Source organism: Clostridium sp. (genome assembly GCF_050717535.1).
In the GTDB taxonomy this organism is placed as follows: Bacteria; Bacillota; Clostridia; order Clostridiales; family Clostridiaceae; genus Clostridium_AD.
This window is the reverse complement of sequence record NZ_JBOITM010000079.1, coordinates 37505-57745: the sequence shown is the minus strand read 5'-3', so window position 1 is coordinate 57745 and position 20241 is coordinate 37505. Positions and strand designations below refer to the sequence as shown.

Below are 20241 nucleotides of genomic sequence, written 5' to 3'. Positions count from 1 at the left end.
ATCGCAAGATATTATAGTTAATAGATGATTTTGTTAATTAATATATACTTTACATATTTGAGGAATGCAAACTTAAAATTATTAAAACTCAAAGGGCTTATCTTCGAGTATCAATAAAATTATTTTTTTGTTTCTGACAGTTTTTTCTCTAGAAGTCAAACATAAAGTACCCCCTTCAATATATTAATATTCATAATTATGCATAAGGGTGATATAATCATTTTTTTATTTTTTGAAACTTTGGCTTTTTACAAAAATATTACGTATAATCTATATATGTATAATTTAAAGGGGGCGCGGAATCTTATGAAAAGAAAGTTTAAAAGTATTGCAGCAATACTAATGTCAATGATAATAATTGGTGTTGTAGCTTCTGGGTGTGGGGCTAAAAAATCAACTTCAAGCATTGAAAACAAGGCTAGCAAGGATGTTTCAAAGGGGGATAGTGGATTTGGAAACAGTGGTACTGCAACTTCAAATGAAACTGCTAAGACAAAGACCAATTCAAAGAATAATTTAAACCCATCTTTAGAGGGCCAGGGTAAGATAATAAGAAATGGAATAATACAGATGGAAACACTAAACTTTGACGTATCGGTAAAGCAGATTTTAAGTAAAACGAGTAGTATGGGAGCTTATGTGCAAAGTTCTAATGTATCAGGTACAGGTATTGAGGCAAAGTTATCCGAGCAAAGCAGAAGAGGTACATTTATACTAAGGATTCCTAAGATGAAATTTGACAGCTTTATATTAGATATTGGCAGCTTAGGGAGCATTACAAGTAAGCAAATTTCAACGGAGGATGTAACCTCTGCATACTTTGATACTCAAGCTCATTTAAAATCACTAACTATTCAAGAGGAAAGATTAATAGAATTATTAAAGAAAACCGGTGAACTCAAAGATATAATAGTATTGGAAAAGGAATTAACTAGTGTTAGATATGAAATTGAAAGTTTAACAGGCAATTTAAAAAAATGGGATAACTTAATAGACTTTTGTACATTAAATATAGAAATAACTGAAGTTCATAAAATTAAAGAAAATCATGTGTCGTTTATAGACAAAATTGCAAATGGGTTTGTCTCCTCAGTGAAGTCCCTAGTTGATTTTAGTAAAGGATTTGTAGTAGTTTTATCTATATTGATACCTTATCTAGTTGTTTTATCGATTATATTATTAATAGGTAGATATATATATAAATATAGGAAAAAAGGTTAACATAAGAGCCTTGAAATAAAATATAAAATAAGTACTAAAGAATAAGAAAAATAAATCGAAATATATAATAATACCAAAAGATGAAGAGGTGGTTATTTTATGAAAAAAAAAATGTTCCAGAAAAATGATTCAAGAAAACTGAAAGGAAAAAAACTGAGTTTCCAGATAATAACATTGCTTATAGTGGCTGCAATTATACCTATACTATTAGTTTCTATGGGAACATATTACAGTTTATCAAAGAATTTAAAGAGCGAATTTGACAGCGATGCAAATCAAAGCACATCGAGAGTCAATGAGGCTATAGATTCATTATATAAAGCTAATTTTGAATCTACAGATATGTTATCAAATGATCCAAATGCAACAATGGTTAAGGTAAATCCTGATTCTGCACAATGGTTAATAAAAAGTTTTGAGGGCTTTGCAAAAACTCATCCTGATATGTTACACGTATATCTTGGAACTACAGATAAGAAGATGTACCTAGAACCTAAGGTTGACTTACCTTCAACTTTTGATCCAACTTCAACAAGCTGGTACAAAGACGCAATTAGCAATGATGGCAAGGCAATTTCTACTAATCCATATGTGGATACAGACACTAAAAAATATGTAGTGACTTTCGCAAAGTCAGTTAAAGACCTCAAAGGTAACCTTGTAGGTGTAATTGGAATAGATGTAGACTTAGAATTAATATCTGCTATGGTTGAGAATATTAAATTAGGTGAAAATGGTTATTTAGCAGTACTAGATAACAAAGGAACAATAACGGCATATAAAGATAAAGCTTTATTAGGAAAAAATTCAAAAGAAGAACCATGGATAAAAAACATTATGGATTCTAAAGAAAACAAACTTACATTGAATGTAAATGGGAAAAAATATCTAATTTATAAGGAGCTAGATGCAAAAACTAATTTAACGATAGTAGGATTTATCCCAATAGCTGAACAAGTAGCAAAGATAATAGAAGGATTAACAATACCAATTATAGTTTTAATATTATCACTTATATTTGTAATTGTCGTAGGAACATTATTTTCTGGTAAAATAACAAAGCCTATGGAAAAATTAATTGCAGTTTTAGCAAAAATTAAGGATGGAGATTTTACTCAAAGGGTGGATCAAAATAAAAATGCTAGTTTAGAAGTACAACAAATTATTGAATCAGTAAATAATATGATAGATGATATGGTTATAGTTTTAAGAAATGTAGTAGATAGTTCAAATAAAGTTAAGGATTCAGCAGAGTCTTTAGCGGCTACGACTCAGGAATCAAATGCTGTGGGAGATGAGGTAGCAAGAGCAGTTCAACAAATTGCGCAAGGGGCAAATGAGCAGTCTCAGATTTTAGAGGAGAGTGTTAATTATTCCACTACTTTAGGCGAAGAAGTAAATAAAACTACTATTAATGCTAAAAATATGATTAAAGCATCCTTAGAGGTTAAACAATCCACTGAGGAAGGCATTATTGTTGTTAATAATTTAAGAACTGTATTTGAGGAAAACACTGTGGCTAATAATGAAGTAGCTAAGAAGGTAGAAATTTTAGCTGAAAATTCAAATAAAATTAGCGCAATAACTGATACTATAAAAGCAATAACGGAGCAAACAAATCTATTAGCCTTAAATGCTAGTATAGAAGCAGCAAGAGCAGGAGAAGCAGGAAGAGGCTTTGCAGTTGTTGCAGATGAGGTAAGAAAACTTGCAGAGCAATCTTCGGTTTCAGCTTCTGAAATTGATAAGGTAATAAACGTAATAAGGACAAGTGTTAATGGTGTGCTGGAGCAAATAATATATTCTAAAGAGTTAGACACTAAAACTGGTAGAAGTGTTCAAATTACTAATGATACATTCAAGAAGATTGAATGCGCAATGGAATTACTTCAAAATGATATGAATAGTGTAGATAATTCACTAAAAGAAATAAATAATTATAAAGATAAGGTAAGTGAAAAGATAGAAAATGCATCATCTGTGTCACAAGAGACGGCGGCAACATCAGAAGAGGTAAGTGCATCTACGCAGCAGCAAGCTGCAGGACTTGAAGAAATAGTAGGTGATGCAGAAAAATTAAATGCTCTTGCTGATAATTTAAGAGAAAGTATTAGTAAATTTAAAATATAATAAAATTTTATTATAGCAAGCATCTAGTTCGTTTTGAACTAGGTGCTTTTATTAATAAGCTTATAATACTCGTTGTTAAGAAATAATTACAATAGTTAATTTTATAATATCTAATAGTATGATATATTAGTGGTAAGATATTTATTTATGAGGTTTAAAATATTAAATCAAAAATATATAGGTTGGTAATATATGAAAAAAATATTATAGGAGGGTGTTTTATGAAAATTTATTCCTGGAATGTAAATGGTATAAGAGCTATAAAAGGTAAAGGGTTTATCGATTGGGTTACTAAGGAGCAACCAGATGTTTTATGTCTTCAAGAGACAAAAATTCAAGAAGTTCAAATAAGTGAAGAGCTTAAGAATATAGAAGGATATTACTCATATTTTTCTTGTGCAGAAAAGAAAGGCTATAGTGGGGTAGCTACATACACTAAGCAAAAACCTATATCTGTTACTTATGGTATTGGAATAGAGCGGTTTGATAGTGAAGGTAGAATAGTAATAACCGAGTTCGAAGATTTTACACTTTTAAACATATATTTTCCAAATGGACAGAAAGATGAATTTAGATTAAAGTATAAAATGGAATTTTACGATGCATTGTTAGATTACTGTGAAGCACTTAGGGAAAAAGGGAAAAAGTTGATTATTTGTGGGGATTATAATACTGCCCATACTGCAATTGATTTGAAAAATCCAAAGGCAAACGAAAAGTATTCAGGGTTCTTACCAATAGAAAGAGCTTGGATGGATAAATTTATATCCTTTGGTTATGTTGATACTTTCAGATATCTACATGAAGAAGAAGAAAAATATTCTTGGTGGAGTTATAGGTTTAAGGCTAGAGAAAAAAATGTAGGATGGAGAATTGATTATTTCTTTGTAACTGAGGATTTAATCAGTAAAATAAAGGAAGCTGACATTTTAAATGATGTTATTGGATCGGATCATTGTCCTGTGTGCATTATTTTATAGAAATAAATAAATCTCCATTTAAAGTAGAGTTTGCAGATGCATTGTCTGCAAATACTCTTTTTTAAAGGGAGATTCTTAATTAAAAAATATTTTTTTGGGATTGTAAAGAGAAAATATATTATACTTTGAAAATTTTAATGCTATTTTCAAGATCCTTAGCCATTTCTCTTAGTTGCCTAATTGAAATTGACATTTCATCAATAGTAGTTGATTGCTCCTGGATAGATGCGGCAACCTGCTCTGTAGCAGCAGCGCTTTCCTCTGAAAGTCTAGTTATGTTCTCAGAATTCATTGCTAGATTTTCAATAATTTCATTTGAATATAGTATGTTTTTTGTTACAATACTTAACTTGTTTTTAGTGAGGTCAAAGGCTTCAAGAATTTTAGTAAGTGCATTGTCAACATTTTGTACATTGATTGTGCCCTTTTGCGTTTCTGTACTTCCTTCTTCGATAGAGGATAGTGCAGTTTTAGTATTTTGTTGAGTACTTTGTATAAGTTTTTTTATGCTACTGGAGGAGTCCATGGTTTCCTCAGCTAGTTTTCTTACCTCATCGGCAACTACAGAGAAACCTCTACCTGACTCACCCGCTCTTGCAGCCTCAATCGATGCATTTAGTGCTAGTAAATTGGTTTGAGAAGCGATAGTGTCTATAAAAGCCACAATATTTCCAATTTCATCTGAAGTTTTTTGAAGGGTTTGTATTATTGAAGCAGAGTAATCTACTTTGCTTTTTATAACTTTTATTTGAATTATAAGATCATTCATTTTACTTCGTCCATCATTAGCTAGAGTACTTGTTTCATCTGTAGTTTGGACAACCGCACATATTTCTTCTTTAATGGTATCCATATTATTTACAATCTCTTTAGTGTTTTTTGAAATATCTTCAGTGGCGATAAATTGTTTTTCTGAACCAGAAGCTAACTCCTGCGCTGCCATAGCAATTTGATTTGAAACCATGGAGCTTTGCTCACCTGAGTTTAAAAGTTGGTCAGCAGAAGATAACAGTAGGTCAGAAATATTACTAATTTGTTTAGTCATACCACGAAGATTAACAATCATTTCATTAAAGCTTATTCCTAAAAGGCCTATTTCATCGTTAGATTTTATTTCAATCTCTTTTGTTAAGTCTCCATTAGAAACATCTTTGGCAAGGATTACTAATTTTTTTAATGGATTAATAAATTTTGATACTAACAATAATAGTATTAATGAACCTAATAAAAATGAAATTAGTGTAATTAAAAAAGAACTTGTTAATACAGAAGCAACAGCAGAATCAACATTTTCCATAGAAAGAGCTATATCTACAGCACCTATATGTTTTTCATCTTCATAAAGTGGAATTAATACATCATAAACTTTTTCCACATCTTTATACATAAAAGTAGAATTATATGCTTTGCCATTTACGGCAGCAGATATACTTCCTGTATCTTTTAATGTATTACCTATTCTAGCCTTATCAGTGTGTGTAAGTACTTTTAAATCCTTTGATATAGTTAAACCGTAGGCTATGCTTTTATCATTGCCTATTTCATCAATAAGGGCTTGCGGACTTACAGAGTTAAGAATAGCATTAACTTTATTCGCATCAATTCCAATTTGAATAAATCCACCATTACTCATAGCAACGGCACCATATTTGAAATAATTGTCTTTTGAATTTCCGCTTGGGCGGATGGCTTCAAGTACTCGTGTATTTTTTTCTTTCAACATTTTTTGAGATGCACTGTCTTTTGCATATACATATTTTAAATTAGCTGGCATATTAGAGAATATAATGACTCCATTGGCATTAGCTACATTAATTTCCTCGATTTTTAATTCTTTTGATATTTTTGTAAGATATTCATTTGTGATGTTAGATGTTGTACCAATAATATAGGATGAACTGATAATTTTTTCGCCTAGTAGAGTATCCAGCTCTTTTGAAACAGCTTTATTTGAAACAAGTCTTTGCTGAATTTGATTAACAATTATGTCTCCGTCTGTTTTCATTTGGAGTTCCATTTTGCTTTTTACAATTGATACCATAATAATGCAAAAAATAAGTAAGGTTGTAAGAAGTACTAATAGTGAAGAGGTTACTATTTTTACCTTCAAAGATAGGTGATTAAATTTTGTTTTAGCTTTAGTTTTAGTTTTAGTTTTCATAATAAATTGTTCCCCCTTGTTTTTTTTTACATTAATCGAATTATTTCAAACTTTGAGTATATAAACATAGTATTTTAATTAATAAAACTCAATTTAATAAGTTGAAAAACACAATGGTTTTCTATAATAATTAAATTGATTCTATGTCACTGGGTAACTATATTTAAATAATACTTATACAATATAATACATAATATTGTATAATACAATAAAAATAACTATGTTTTCTTATATTTCATGCGACATATTAACTGATAGATTGAAAAATATTACAATAATATTTAATGCATTTAAATAAATCATTAAATAAACTGTTAAATAAATCATTAAAGAAAGAATATAGAATAAATCTAAAACATTTTAGTGTATAATAATTATAGGCAAAAAAAATTATTATAAGAAAGGAGATAGGCTGATTATTAGAATGTCCTTGCAACAAGGGATATTATTCTCATAAATGAAGTTATGAGTCATCAGCCGAGAGAATTATGAATAATGAGAAAAAATTATACCCAGTGAAGATAAAAAAGAAACATGGTTACATAAATAAAGAAGGTAATGTTGTTATAGAACCTCAATTTGATTATGCTGAGGAATTCGAAGGCGAATTAGCAATAGTAGGTAAAGATGAAAAGTATGGCTTTATTAATAAAGCTGGAGAAGTTGAAATAGAATTAGTCTATGACGAAGTGCAACAGTTTAGTGAAGGGTTAGCAGCAATAAAATTAGAAGGTATGAAAGGTTATATTGATTTACTTGGGAAAGTTATAGTTGAGCCTAAATATGAAGAAGCTAATTTTTTTATTGAAGGAAGAGCTGCAGTAAAAAGTGGATATATGTGGGGATATATAGATGCTAAAGGTAAGGAAGTAGTGCCAATGAATTTTTTAGATGCTAGTGATTATAGTGAAGGCTTAGCAGCAGTGCAAATAGGAGGTAAAATAGCATACATAGACAAAGACGGTAAAGTTATAATAGATGCAATTTATGATTATGCTTATGGATTTAATGACGGCATAGCACCTGTTTGTGCTAAAGGGAAATATGGCTATATAAATAAGAGTGGAGGAGTGATTATACCACTTCGATATAATGTAGCAGGGGAGTATAATGAGGGATTAGCACCAATTGAAATGAGAGGAAAATATGGTTTTATAGATGGTAAGGGCGAATTTATTATAAAACCGACCTTTCAATGGGCAGATAGATTCTATAATGGTACGGCTGCAATTTCAGAAAATGAAAAGTATGGTTGTATTGATAAGAATGGCAGTATTATAATACCGACTACGTTTGAAGATGTGGATATTATGAGTGAAGGTTTAATGGCGGTTCAAGTAGGAGAAAAGTGGGGTTATGTAGATTGTACAGGAGAAATAGTTATAGAGCCGTTTTTTGAAGAAGCCTATGAATTTCTTGATGGAATGGCAAGAGTTGAAGTTGGAAAAAAAATCGGATATATTAATAAATTAGGGGAGTACATTTGGAAAATGCAATCCTAATATTCTACAGTAAGGCATCTATATATTATAGATGCCTTAGTTAATGTTTTTAAAAATACGTTTTAATATGGAAGTGTTAGCACTCATTGTATCATCTTCAAGGCTTGTTTCTAATGTGCGTAGGTTATTTTGTAATTGTTTTATTTTTTCTAAATAAGATATTACCTTTTTGCTTTGTAAAACAAATTGATCTTCATAGTTTTTATTTATTATAGTAAGCTCGTCTACTCTATTTTCCAAGAAATTTATAATTTTATCTTTCTCAGAAATTTTTATTTGGAGAAAAGTTATTTCTGATTTGTTAAGCTCTAATGTTTTATGGTTTTGAATAATTTCTTGTTCATGCTCTGTTATCTTAGCTTTTAATGTGGTTATTTCTTCATTATTAATAATCATATTAATCTCCTTATGACATAACTTAGTATATATAATATAAATATGCTGAGACTATCTGTGGATATACATGAAATTGTAAATATTATATTGAAATTTATATAGGTAGGTAGGAACTTTTACAATATAAATTAATAGTATATAAATAAAACAAAATAAATAAAACTAATATTATGTTTAGTGAAATGTTATAAATAAACATAACTTAGCATAGTTATATGGTAAAAGTAGCAAACTATAGGGGGATTTGTGCCATGAAAGTTCTATTGTGTATTAGACAAGATTATTATAGAAATTTTGCAGGAGATTCTATGCAGGTAATTAAGACAGCTGAATACCTACGAAAATTAGGTGTAACTGTGGATATAAATGATGGTGGCATATATGACTATTCTGATTATGATATAGTACATTTATTTAATATTGCTACTACAGGAGAAACATATAGATACTATAAGATCGCTCATTTTTATAAGAAAAATCTAGTAATATCTCCCATGCACTGGGATATGAAAAAGTATCATAGGATAAATAATAAAATTGAAAGTATGAAATTATATGAAAGATGTAGTATTTACAAAAATGAAATTTTAAAAAGAAGTAAAGTTGTATTTTGCAATAGCGAATTAGAAAAGAATCTTATTCAAAGTGAATTTAGTGTAAATACGGATTATAGAGTTATATATAGTGGAGTACAAGTAGAAAATGAAGACATACCATTATATAATTTTCCAGAGAGATATAACCTAAATAACTATGTTTTATGCGTGGGGAGAATTTGTGAGGGTAAAAATCAACTTGAATTATGTAACATATGTAATAAACTCGGGAAACAGTTAGTTTTAATAGGAAGTGTAGATGACAATGAGTATCTTAGAAAATGTACTAACTTTAAAAATGTGATATATTTAGGCTTTATGGATAGTTATAATGTATATAATGCCTATAGATTTGCTAAAGTACATGTTAATCCAAGTTTTGTAGAAATGCCTGGCTTATCCTCACTAGAAGCAGCAGCAAGTGGATGCAATATAGTATCAACGCAAGAGGGCTGTGCAAGTGAATATTTTAAAGATATGGCTCTATATTGTGATCCATATGATAGTAATAGTATATTAAGTGCGGTAAAGAGTGGATTTGAAAAACGAAAGGATAACAGGCTTAAAAATCATGTGAATGAAAATTATAATTGGGAGAAATCGATAAATGAATTATATAAAAGCTATTTAGAAATTATAAAATAATCTACTATTACGAAGTTTTTTCTTATATTATGCTTTAACGAAAAGTATATATTGCTGGAATGCTTTCATTTCGCCAAGTAATTCTAAAATTTATTTTATCTGCAGATGCTAAAACCCGCAAACTCGCTTCGCTCAAACATGCGGGTTTCTTAACGCATCTACAAATAAAATAAATTTTGAATTACTAAGGCTTATTCAAAGCATTCTGCGCAATATATACTTTTGTTAGCATAATATAAGAAAAAATATCTAAAAATGAAAATTATTATAATAATGTTTATAAATACTATTATTTATGTAGTTAATTAAATAATCACTTTTGGGATGTAATATTAACGACTTTAGAGGGGGATTAGTTTCCAATGAAGAGTGTTATCTAGGGAACTAAACAATTGATAATTGTTTAGGGGCTAAATTAGAAGATTCAAGTATTGGGTACAAAAATATCTAAAAATTAATTAGCTACATTTGTGAGTTACAGTTATTGTATCCACAAAAATAATTGTACTATTGATTATAATATTTTTGCTTTTGATTATATCTTTATTATCAAGAAAACACCTTATAAGTTTTGTATAAGGTGTTTTCTTATAATTGGGATATTAAGTTTCTTCATTTAACATATGTGATTAAATTAGCTGCTTGTCGAAGATGTTTTCTAAACCTGAATCTTTAACTCTATTTTTAATTTCTTCGTTATCTATAGAATATAAGCCTAATTGCTCCATTCTATCTAAGTATTCAGAGCCTGAAAAAGAAAGTTTAACTTTTTTTCCGCCTTCAGTGGATAATAAGTAATTAGAGTATGAAATAATGTCTCCAGTACATAGGGTATTTGGAAGTACAAGAGGTTCAAGATTTAATAAAAACCTAACTGCATTATGACCAGCTAAGGAGCCGGTACAAATTGCTTCAGTATGGCCAACAAAAAATCCGGATTTTTCACCTGCACAAAATAAATTTTTTATTCCAGTTACCTTCATATCATTTCCTCTAGGTGCAGCGGCTAAATATCTAATAGAATTACCTATACCACCTGAGTAGGGATCCATAAATCTAACTCTTTCAAGTCCTTTTATTTTTCTTAATTTATCTAAGGGATAATATGGTGTCATAAGCTTTATATGCCCAGTATCAAGCAGAATTACATTTTCAGCGAATTCACTGTAATTATATTGTTGGCATACTTTTAAATTTAACTTACTAGAATTAATGTCTTCTGGAGGGGTCTTTAGTATCACTACTCCATTTTTATCTAGCTCAGCTATAATTTCATCTGACAGGCAATCTTTGGGTATTTCACAAGAACCGCTAAAGGCACCTATGCTTCCATCATCTCTTTCTGAGATTATATCTTTAATCCCTGCTTTTTCACTTATACTAACTCTAGACCCGAAGGTAGGGCATCTTAGAATACACATAACGCAGCCATTGCCATATTTCAAACAATTTGCCATTCCACCTGTAGAACCAGTACAATCAATAAAAACATCACCCTCTACATAACTGCCATCATAAAGTTTAATTGATTTTATACTGTCTTCTTTTTTTTCTACATTTACTATCCTAGATCTAAGCTTTACCTCAATGCCCATATTTAATAATAATTTTGATACTTCTGGTTCGATTTTTCCTACATCATATAAAGAAGAATGCTTGTGGTGAGGAAAGTCTAGGTTTTTATGTTTACTATTAGCGTCAGTTATAAGAAATAGTTCCTTAGCTCCTAAATTTATTAGTTCCTCAGCAGCTGTATATCTTCCATTGTTTCTCATTATTCCTCCAACATTTCCAAGACCTAAAAGTAAATCGGTTCTTTCGTATAGTTCCACCTGGGCTCCTGCTTTTTTTGCAGTAATTGCAGCAGCGCAGCCAGACCAGCCTCCACCAATAATTATAACTTTCAAATTAATTTCACCTTTCACAAATTGCTACCATTTAAATGATATGTTATTGGAAGTTAATTATTCTTTTTTATATTGCATTCCTTACATAAAGTATATATTTAGCTCTATCTAAAGGATTAACACCAATTCTTTCTCTTATGGATCCTAGTTCTAAGCAGCAAGGCTCATAATTCGAAAATCCTGTTGACATTATTCCTTTGCCTGAGGAAATCTTTCCTAATTCTCCTGGATATTCAAGAGATGTGGATACAGGCATTTTTCCTTCTATAGTAAAAGAACCATTGTGTATAAATGGAGTGTCAAAGCTACCACGCATTTTTATAATATCATTTAAAACTCGTCCACCTACATTCTCAGGAACGGTAATTCTAAACTTAATTATTGGCTCGAGGAGTGTAGTGCCTATTTCATTTAGACCTCTCATGATGCCCATGGCTGCAGAGGTGGCAAAGTCTCCTGAGCGTGAATGCATAACGTGGTCTTCACCGCATGTGAAAGTTATCTTTAAATCTGTTACTGGCCAACCGTATATGCCTTGACTTAGAATTTGATCTATATTATCTTCTATTTCTCTTTGATACTTTAACTTTACTTTTTCAGTTCTCACCTTAGATTCATAGATAAGACCAGTTCCTATTGGCAGTGGCTCAATTAAAAATTCGACTACAGCCCAGCAGGGTTTTGGCATAGTATAACGAGACTCACCATATCCGCTTGATAAAGGAGTTTCTTTGTAGATAACAGATGGTGGACCAAAGGTTACCTCTAGGTTGAATTTTTCCATTAAAATAGTTTCAATATATTCAATTTGTATTTTACCCATAATCCGAAGATGAAGTTCCTTTTTTTCTTTTATCCATTGCATATTAAGAAGGGGGTCTTCTTCTTGTAGTAATGTTAAAGCTTCAACTAAGGCTGTGTACTCTTCTTGAATTTTTGGAAAAATTCTTAATGTAAGAAGTGGGGTTGTAATTGCTTTAAGACTTGGAATATGAGTTTTGCTTCCAAGGATATCGTAGGTACTACAATTGAGACCACTCACCATTACCAAATCACCACTGCTAGCTGAGGGTACATCAATTTGTTTTTGATTAATCAGTTTTTTTATCATTGTAATTTTTTCACTTTTGCCGGTGGTTACATTAAAAATATCATCTCTAGTAGACAGGGATCCACTAAAAATTTTTATATGAGCTATTTTGCCTGAAGTTTTATTATGGGAAATTTTATATACTAGTGCCGAGAGCTCACAATTATCTAGATTTTTTGGACCTGGAATATAATCTATAATGCCGTCTAGAAGCTCCTGAATTCCTTCACCTCTTAGTGCAGTGCCATAAAGAACAGGATAGATTTTGCCTTTAATTGCTTGCAGGGCTATCTCGTCACTTATTATGCCTAGGGTTAAAGTACCTTGGAAGAATTGCTCTAAAAAATTTTCGTTGTAATTACCTAGTATATCGATTATATCTTCAAGTAATTGTTTGTGAGTGGGCTCTTTTATTTCTGAAATATTTTTTGCAAAATTTATCTTATCAAATAAATTGCATACAATAAACTCGTTATTTTTTTCATAGACGAGTTGTAGTGGTATAAGATTCTTTGTTAGAAGCTTTTTCATATCCATGATAGTCTTAGAAGGCGTGGCGCCTATACGATCTAGTTTATTTATAAAGAATATTGAGGGGGTATTTGAGTCCTTTAAAGCATTAAAGTATACCTCTGTTTGAGGTTGCACTCCTTCTACGCAGGACAATACAACTATAGCTCCATCTAGAACACCTATACTTCTCTCCACTTCTGAGCTGAAATCAATATGCCCAGGAGTATCTATAACATGGATATTAATTTCTTTATAAATAAGGTCAATTTCAGCAGCTTTTACTGAAATACCTCGTTGCTTTTCAATATCTAAAGAATCTGTATGGGTTGTACCTTTATCTACACTGCCTAAGATTCTACTAGAGCCACTTTGATAAAGTAATTGTTCAGTCAAAGTTGTTTTTCCAGCATCTACATGGGCAACTATTCCAATATTTCTAATACTATTCTTTACTGTCATTTTTATATCTCCATTAAACAAATTTTTTGTTATTTCTATTATTTCTATTATATAGGAAACAGGTTGCGGAAAGCAATGTGGATAATTTTTTTACTTTTTTATTGTATAGGAAACAGCTTACGGAAGTGGATAATATTTATACACTAGAGCTTGTCAATTTTGCCACTTGCCACGTGGGTGGCACTTTGTTCTTGTGTATATGAGTGTGAAATATGAGTAATTTTAATATAAAATAATATAATAACTTAATTTATTACAACTTTTATTGTATAATGAGACATAGAACACTTATTAGGAGAGATGTAAATGGATAAAATTGAATTACTAGCCCCTGCTGGAAGTATGGAAAGCGTAACTGCAGCGGTACAAATGGGCGCAAACGCAGTTTATATAGGAGGAAGCAAATTCTCAGCAAGAGCCTATGCGTTTAATTTTGACAATGATAATATTACTCGCGCAGTAGATTATTGCCACTTATATGGAGTTCGCGTATATGTTACTTTGAATACCTTAGTAAAAGATAATGAAATAAAAGAAATTATGGAGTATGTAGGATTTTTATATAGCATTGGAGTAGATGCACTTATAGTTCAAGATACAGGACTTATTTATTTAATAAGAAATAATTTTCCGGATTTTGAGCTTCATGCATCTACACAAATGACAGTACATAATGGTGAAGGTGCCTTGTTTTTAAAAAACATGGGATTTATTAGGATAGTTCTTTCAAGAGAACTTAGTTTAAAAGAAATTGATTACATATCTAATACTTTAAAAGTTGAAACAGAAGTTTTTGTTCATGGAGCACTATGTATATGTTATTCAGGGCAGTGCCTTATGAGTAGTATTATAGGAGGTAGAAGTGGAAATAGAGGTAGATGTGCCCAGCCATGTAGATTACCTTATACGCTAATAGATAAAAACACTAACAGGGAGCATAAGGCATACATTTTAAGTCCTAAAGATCTTTGTACTCTAGATAACTTAAAAGACATAGTGGGAACAGGTACTTCTTCATTGAAAATTGAAGGAAGAATGAAAAAACCAGAGTATGTTTCAGGTGTGGTGGATATATATAGACGAGCACTGGATAATACTTATAACAATAAAGTGCAAAATTTAGAGGGAGATACTAAAGTCTTAACTCAATTATTTAATAGAGAAGGGTTCTCAAAGGCATATTTATATGGAAATAGTGGGAAAGATATGATGGCATATAAGATTCCAAAGAATTGTGGACTTCCAATAGGAAAAGTTGCCTCTGATTTGTCAGTGAATCTCTTAGAAAAAGTAGAATTAAAAGATGGTATAATGTTTGGTGATGACGGGTTTGTCATATCAAAAATTATTGCGAAGGGAATAGAGGTTCAAAAGGCAGTAAGGGGAGATAGGGTTTTATTAAAACCAACTAAATATAAAGCTGGAGACCTTTTATATAAAATTTCTGATGCTGAACTCATGAATGAGCTTTCGAAAACTTATATTGATGCATTTAAGAGGAAAATAGAATTAAATCTTTCAATAGAATTTAGTGTAAATAATCCACTATATATAAATGCTAGTTACATGGGAGAGGACTTCTATGCTGTTGGAGAGATTGTTCAAGCAGCTGTAAATAAACCATTAGATAGAGAACGTATTATTAAAAATCTATCTAAGACAGGTGACACTCCTTTCAAGATAAATGAAGTGAATTTTGAAAGTTTTGAAGATGGCTTCCTGCCAATGGCTGCATTAAATTCAGTAAGGCGAGAATTAACAGATAATATTCAAAATTATATAATAGGAAAGTATAAAAGAGAAAAAAATAGTAAACAGATTAATTATGAGAAAAAAAAGAGTATACAAGTGGAAAATAACTTTATAGAAAGTGTGGCAAAGCAAAATAACATTATACCAGAAACACTTATATATGTAAGTAATGAGCAGCAGCTAAGAGCAGTAATGGAAATGGGTTTTGATAATATTGCAATTAACCCATTTATGAGAGAGTGTAATATTAGCCTTAATAAGTATGATGTAAATATTTATCTGAAAGTACCTAATATTATCAAAGGTGAATTTGAAAGTGTTTGTGAATTTATTGAAAATAACTTAGGTAGCATAAAAGGTATTATTACAGCTAATTTAGGGATAATCAGTAGATTCAGCAAAAAAATAAGTATAATTGGAGATTATAAGTTAAATATTTTTAATAGTTATGCAGGCGATTTTTACAAGGATTTCCTTACTGGAACATGTATTAGTGCTGAATTAAATCAAAAGGAAATTAAAGAAATAGGGGCTAAAAGTTCATTGCCACTGCAAATTATGGTCTATGGGAAATATGAACTTATGGTTAGTGAATACTGTGCTATAGGAAGTGTTTTTGGTAATAAAGATAATAATAGTGGGTGTATTGAGAAATGTACTAATGGATGTTATACACTTAAAGATAGAATGGGCGAAGAATTTAGAATTAATACTGACAAATATTGTAGAAGTTATATATACAATAATGTGCCAGTAAATTTGATTTCTAATATGACAGAAATAATAAAAAATAATATTTCTTGTTTTAGATTGGATTTTATCCATGAAAATTATGAAGAAACACTAGAGGTTCTTAGGAATTACGTTAAAAGAACTTGGAGTGCAGATTTTAAAAATTATACTAGGGGTCACTATAAAAGAGGCGTGGAATAAAGGAAAGACGGTGAAATCGTGAATAAAAAATCATTAAGAGTTTTAGAATATTTTAAAATTAAGGACAAAATAAAAGAATATACCCATACTACAGCTGGTAAGGATATTATAGAGAATTTAGAGCCATATACTAATCTTTATGAAGTAAAAGAACACCTACAAGAAACTAATGAGGCACTACTTCTTTTATCAAAAAAAGGAAGTGCACCATTTGAGGGAATATATGACGTGAGAGATGCTATAAGTAGGGCATCTAAAGGTGCTTCACTTATGCCCACACAGCTGCTTCAAATAGCTCAAATGCTTAGGTGTGCTAGATTATTTCAAAATTATGTAGGCAACAAAGGGGCAGAAACTTATAGAGTTTTAGAAGATATATGTATTGGAATTGTTCCAATAAAAAAACTAGAAGATGAAATTTTCATAGCTATAATAAGTGATGAAGAAATTTCTGATAGGGCTAGTAGTTTGCTATTTAAGCTAAGAAGATCATTAAAAGAAAAGAATGCCTCCGTAAAAGAAAAGGTTAATTCATTAGTTAGATCAAATGCAAAATATCTTCAAGAGAGTCTTTATACTATAAGGGGAGATAGATATGTAATCCCTGTTAAAATAGAACATAAAAGTAGTGTTCCAGGTATTGTGCATGATCAAAGTTCCTCTGGTGCTACACTATTCATTGAGCCAATGAGTTTAGTTAATTTAAATAACGAGATCAAAGAAATTATGTTAAAAGAAAAAGCTGAAGTCGAAAGAATCTTAGCTGAATTATCATATAAGGTATACGAGAATATAAATATTGTTGATAGCAATGCAAATATAGTATGGGAATTAGATTTTATTTTTGCAAAGGCAAGGTATGCAATAGAAATTAATGCTGTTATTCCCAGTGTTAATGACGAGGGAATAATAGATATAATTGAGGCACGGCATCCTTTAATAGACCCTAAAGTAGTAGTGCCAAGTAATATTTACTTAGGAAGAGGTTTTACCTCACTTGTAATAACAGGACCTAATACTGGAGGTAAAACAGTAACTTTAAAAACTGTAGGTTTAATTCAGTTAATGGCTATGAGTGGAATTTTAATTCCTGCTAGAGATGGATCAATGGTAAGCTTTTTCAATGAAATTTTCGCAGATATAGGTGATGAGCAAAGTATAGAACAAAGCTTATCTACTTTTTCTTCTCATATGACAAATATAGTGAATATAATTGAAAAAGCAGATAAAAAAACATTGGCTTTATTTGATGAATTAGGAGCAGGAACAGATCCTACAGAGGGAGCAGCACTTGCTGTATCAATTCTAGAAAATTTAAGAGCAAGAGGTACAAAAGTAGTAGCAACAACACATTATAGTGAGTTAAAGGGATATGCACTAAAAACCACAGGGGTGGAGAATGCTTCTGTAGAATTTAATGTAGACACACTAAGTCCTACCTATAGGTTAATAATTGGAGTGCCCGGTAAATCCAATGCTTTTGAAATTTCTAAGAGACTTGGATTACCTGATTATATTATTAAAAGTGCAAAAGAAAACATTTCTAGTGAAACCTTAGAGTTTGAAGAATTAGTTCAAAGTTTACAAGAAAAGAGCATAAAAGCAGAAAGTGATGCTAGGATGGCAGAGGTTTTAAAACTAGAAGCTAGTAAGTTAAAAGATAAATATCAGGAAAAATTATATAAAATGGAAAACATCAGAGAAAATGCTATGTATGAAGCTCAGAGAGAAGCAAAAAGGTTAATAAGAAATGCTAAGGAAGAATCTGATGTTATTCTTAAAAATATGAGAGAACTAGAAAAATTGGGATATCCATCTGAAGCAAGACAAATGCTTGAACAGGAAAGAACGAAAATCAAAGATAAACTTGAAAGCTTAGATAAACATGTTCAGAAAAATGAAGAAGAACTTGGGGAAAAACTTAAAAATGTAAAGGAGGGTGAAGAAGTATATTTACCTTCTCTTAACCAAAAGGTTATTGTAATTTCAAAACCCGATAGTAGAGGTGAAGTACAAGTTCAAGCTGGTATTATGAAGATAAATGTTAAAGTAGATGATCTGCGTAAATCCAAGATTACGCAAGAAGAAAAGAAAAAGGCAAAGATTAATAGAAGAGAACTTAAGCTAAATTTAAAAAATGTACCAACTTCCGTTGATTTAAGAGGTATGGACGCGCAAGAGGCCATATATACTGTTGATAAATATTTAGATGAGGCTTATGTAGCAGGACTTAAAGAAGTCACTATTATTCATGGTAAAGGCACGGGAGTTTTAAGAAACACTATTACGGATATGTTAAAGAGGCATGGTCATGCTAAAGCCTATAGACTAGGGAATTATGGTGAAGGTGGTAGTGGAGTTACTATGGTAGAACTTAAATAGCATGGAGTTAATTTACATGCCTTAATAAAGGATGGTGAAACTATGATTATTGTAAGTGCTTGTTTATGTGGAATTAACTGTAAGTATAATGGTGGTAATAATTTAGATGCACGTGTACTTAAATTATTAAAAGGTGGAAAAGCAATACCTGTTTGTCCGGAGCAACTAGGTGGACAGCAAACTCCAAGGGCTCCTCATGAAATTGTAAATGGTAATGGGGCAGATGTGCTAATGGGCAAAGCTAGAACTTTGGGCCCAAAAGATGACGATGTGACTTCGGAGTTTATAAAAGGTGCTTATGAAACACTTAAGATTGCAGAGGCAGTAGGGGCCAGTATAGCTATCTTAAAGTCAAGAAGTCCTTCTTGTGGAGTGTCCCAAATATACGATGGAACTTTTAGTGGAACTAAAAGACCCGGCAATGGAGTTACAGCAGAATTATTATTAACCAAAGGCATAAAAGTTTTTACAGAAGATAATTTAGATGATTTGGACATTTAGATTATAACTAAGGGGGAAATAAATGAATTATAAAGATGTTTTAAAAGAAGCTAAAGAAAATTTAAACAAAAGCTGTAGAGTTTGTCCTATATGTAATGGAGTGGCTTGTGCAGGCGAGGTGCCTGGAATGGGTGGAAAAGGAACTGGAGATGCCTTTAAAATTAATATAGAGGCATTAGATGCTTATAAACTTAATATGAGAACTATCCATGATGCAAAAGATCCCGATACTTCTATAGAGCTATTTGGGCGAAAAATGGATATGCCCGTGTTCGCTGCACCCGTATCTGGAACTACTTTAAATATGGGTGGAAAATTTAGTGAAGAAGAGTATATATCTTGGGTTATAAGTGGATGTTTAGATGGAGGAATTTTCCCTATGGTAGGTGATACTGCTGTAGATTCATTTTTTACAACTAACCTGGCGGAACTAGAAAAACAAGGTGGAAATGGCATTGCAATCATAAAGCCATGGGAAAATGCAAATGTTATAGAAAAAATTAAATTAGCAGAAAAGGCAGGTGCATTTGCTATAGGTATGGATATAGATGCTTGTGGACTTATTACATTGGCGCTTCATGGCAAGCCAGTTATGCCTAAAAATGTAGAGGAGATTAAAGAAATTGTTAAGTCTACAAAGCTTCCATTTATTCTCAAGGGGATAATGACGCCTGATGAAGCAAAACTTGCAGTGGATGCAGGGGTAGCTGCCATTGTTGTGTCAAATCACGGAGGAAGAGTGCTTGATCAAACTCCTGGTGTTGCAGACGTTCTTAAGGAAATTTCTCAGGCTGTCCAGGGAAAAGTAATTATTTTAGCTGATGGCGGAGTCCGAAGTGGACCAGATATACTTAAAATGTTAGCACTAGGTGCAGATGCAGTTCTTATTGGTAGACCATTTGTAACAGCTTCTTTTGGAGGTAAGGCAGAAGGAGTAAAATCTTACATTGATTACCTTAAAAGTGAATTAAAATCAGCAATGGTACTTACAGGATGCAAATCCATAAAACATGTAAATAATAGAATTTTATATTAAAAGTTTGAAAGAAGTCACAGAAATATTGTGGCTTTTT

General features: G+C 31.2%; 13 protein-coding genes. 9 read left to right on the top strand and 4 right to left on the bottom strand.

Annotated features, from left to right (window positions below; translation table 11 throughout):
• Positions 1-306 precede the first annotated feature (306 nt).
• The 3 genes from ACREVU_RS15980 to ACREVU_RS15970 all read left to right on the top strand — a co-directional run bounded on the left by ACREVU_RS15980 (position 307) and on the right by ACREVU_RS15970 (position 4331).
• Positions 307-1221 carry a DUF4349 domain-containing protein gene (locus ACREVU_RS15980; protein WP_431552602.1) on the top strand — a complete coding sequence of 305 codons (915 nt, stop codon included), beginning with the start codon at positions 307-309 and terminating at the stop codon, positions 1219-1221.
• Between the two features lie 99 nt (positions 1222-1320).
• Positions 1321-3351 (top strand): methyl-accepting chemotaxis protein, encoded by a 2031-nt coding sequence (locus tag ACREVU_RS15975; protein ID WP_431552601.1) that lies wholly within the window; start codon positions 1321-1323, stop codon positions 3349-3351.
• 221 nt (positions 3352-3572) lie between these two features.
• Entirely contained in the window at positions 3573-4331 is a 759-nt protein-coding gene (locus tag ACREVU_RS15970) for an exodeoxyribonuclease III (RefSeq protein ID WP_431552600.1), read from the top strand.
• A 118-nt stretch (positions 4332-4449) separates the two neighbouring features.
• On the opposite strand, the gene ACREVU_RS15965 is transcribed toward ACREVU_RS15970, so the two are convergent.
• Positions 4450-6492: a methyl-accepting chemotaxis protein gene (locus ACREVU_RS15965; protein ID WP_431552599.1), complete on the bottom strand. Its 2043-nt coding sequence runs from the start codon at positions 6490-6492 to the stop codon at positions 4450-4452.
• Positions 6493-6980: 488 nt separating this feature from the next.
• On the opposite strand from ACREVU_RS15965, the gene ACREVU_RS15960 reads away from it, so the two are divergent.
• Positions 6981-7994: a WG repeat-containing protein gene (locus tag ACREVU_RS15960; RefSeq protein ID WP_431552598.1), complete on the top strand. Its 1014-nt coding sequence runs from the start codon at positions 6981-6983 to the stop codon at positions 7992-7994.
• Positions 7995-8030: 36 nt separating this feature from the next.
• Here the strand turns inward: ACREVU_RS15960 and ACREVU_RS15955 are convergent, their stop codons facing one another.
• Complete coding sequence (locus tag ACREVU_RS15955) at positions 8031-8390, bottom strand: hypothetical protein (protein ID WP_431552597.1); 360 nt, start codon at positions 8388-8390, stop codon at positions 8031-8033.
• A gap of 251 nt (positions 8391-8641) precedes the next feature.
• Here ACREVU_RS15955 and ACREVU_RS15950 point away from each other — a divergent pair, with 251 nt between their 5' ends.
• On the top strand, positions 8642-9631 hold the full coding sequence (locus ACREVU_RS15950) for a glycosyltransferase family 4 protein (protein ID WP_431552596.1): 990 nt from the start codon (positions 8642-8644) through the stop codon (positions 9629-9631).
• A 629-nt stretch (positions 9632-10260) separates the two neighbouring features.
• Here the strand turns inward: ACREVU_RS15950 and ACREVU_RS15945 are convergent.
• Positions 10261-11538, bottom strand: coding sequence for an FAD-dependent oxidoreductase (locus ACREVU_RS15945; RefSeq protein WP_431552595.1), 1278 nt, complete (start codon positions 11536-11538; stop codon positions 10261-10263).
• A 67-nt stretch (positions 11539-11605) separates the two neighbouring features.
• Positions 11606-13600, bottom strand: a complete 1995-nt coding sequence (locus ACREVU_RS15940) for a GTP-binding protein (protein WP_431552594.1) — start codon at positions 13598-13600, stop codon at positions 11606-11608.
• A 306-nt stretch (positions 13601-13906) separates the two neighbouring features.
• Between ACREVU_RS15940 and ACREVU_RS15935 the strand changes: the two genes are divergently transcribed.
• Genes ACREVU_RS15935 through ACREVU_RS15920 form a run of 4 tightly spaced genes read left to right on the top strand, consistent with a single transcriptional unit; the run spans position 13907 to position 20204 of the window.
• Positions 13907-16285 carry a U32 family peptidase gene (locus ACREVU_RS15935; protein WP_431552593.1) on the top strand — a complete coding sequence of 793 codons (2379 nt, stop codon included), beginning with the start codon at positions 13907-13909 and terminating at the stop codon, positions 16283-16285.
• A gap of 18 nt (positions 16286-16303) precedes the next feature.
• Positions 16304-18667 carry an endonuclease MutS2 gene (locus ACREVU_RS15930; protein WP_431552592.1) on the top strand — a complete coding sequence of 788 codons (2364 nt, stop codon included), beginning with the start codon at positions 16304-16306 and terminating at the stop codon, positions 18665-18667.
• 42 nt (positions 18668-18709) lie between these two features.
• Entirely contained in the window at positions 18710-19168 is a 459-nt protein-coding gene (locus ACREVU_RS15925) for a 2-thiouracil desulfurase family protein (RefSeq protein WP_431552591.1), read from the top strand.
• A 22-nt stretch (positions 19169-19190) separates the two neighbouring features.
• Positions 19191-20204, top strand: coding sequence for an alpha-hydroxy-acid oxidizing protein (locus tag ACREVU_RS15920; RefSeq protein WP_431552590.1), 1014 nt, complete (start codon positions 19191-19193; stop codon positions 20202-20204).
• Positions 20205-20241 lie beyond the last annotated feature (37 nt).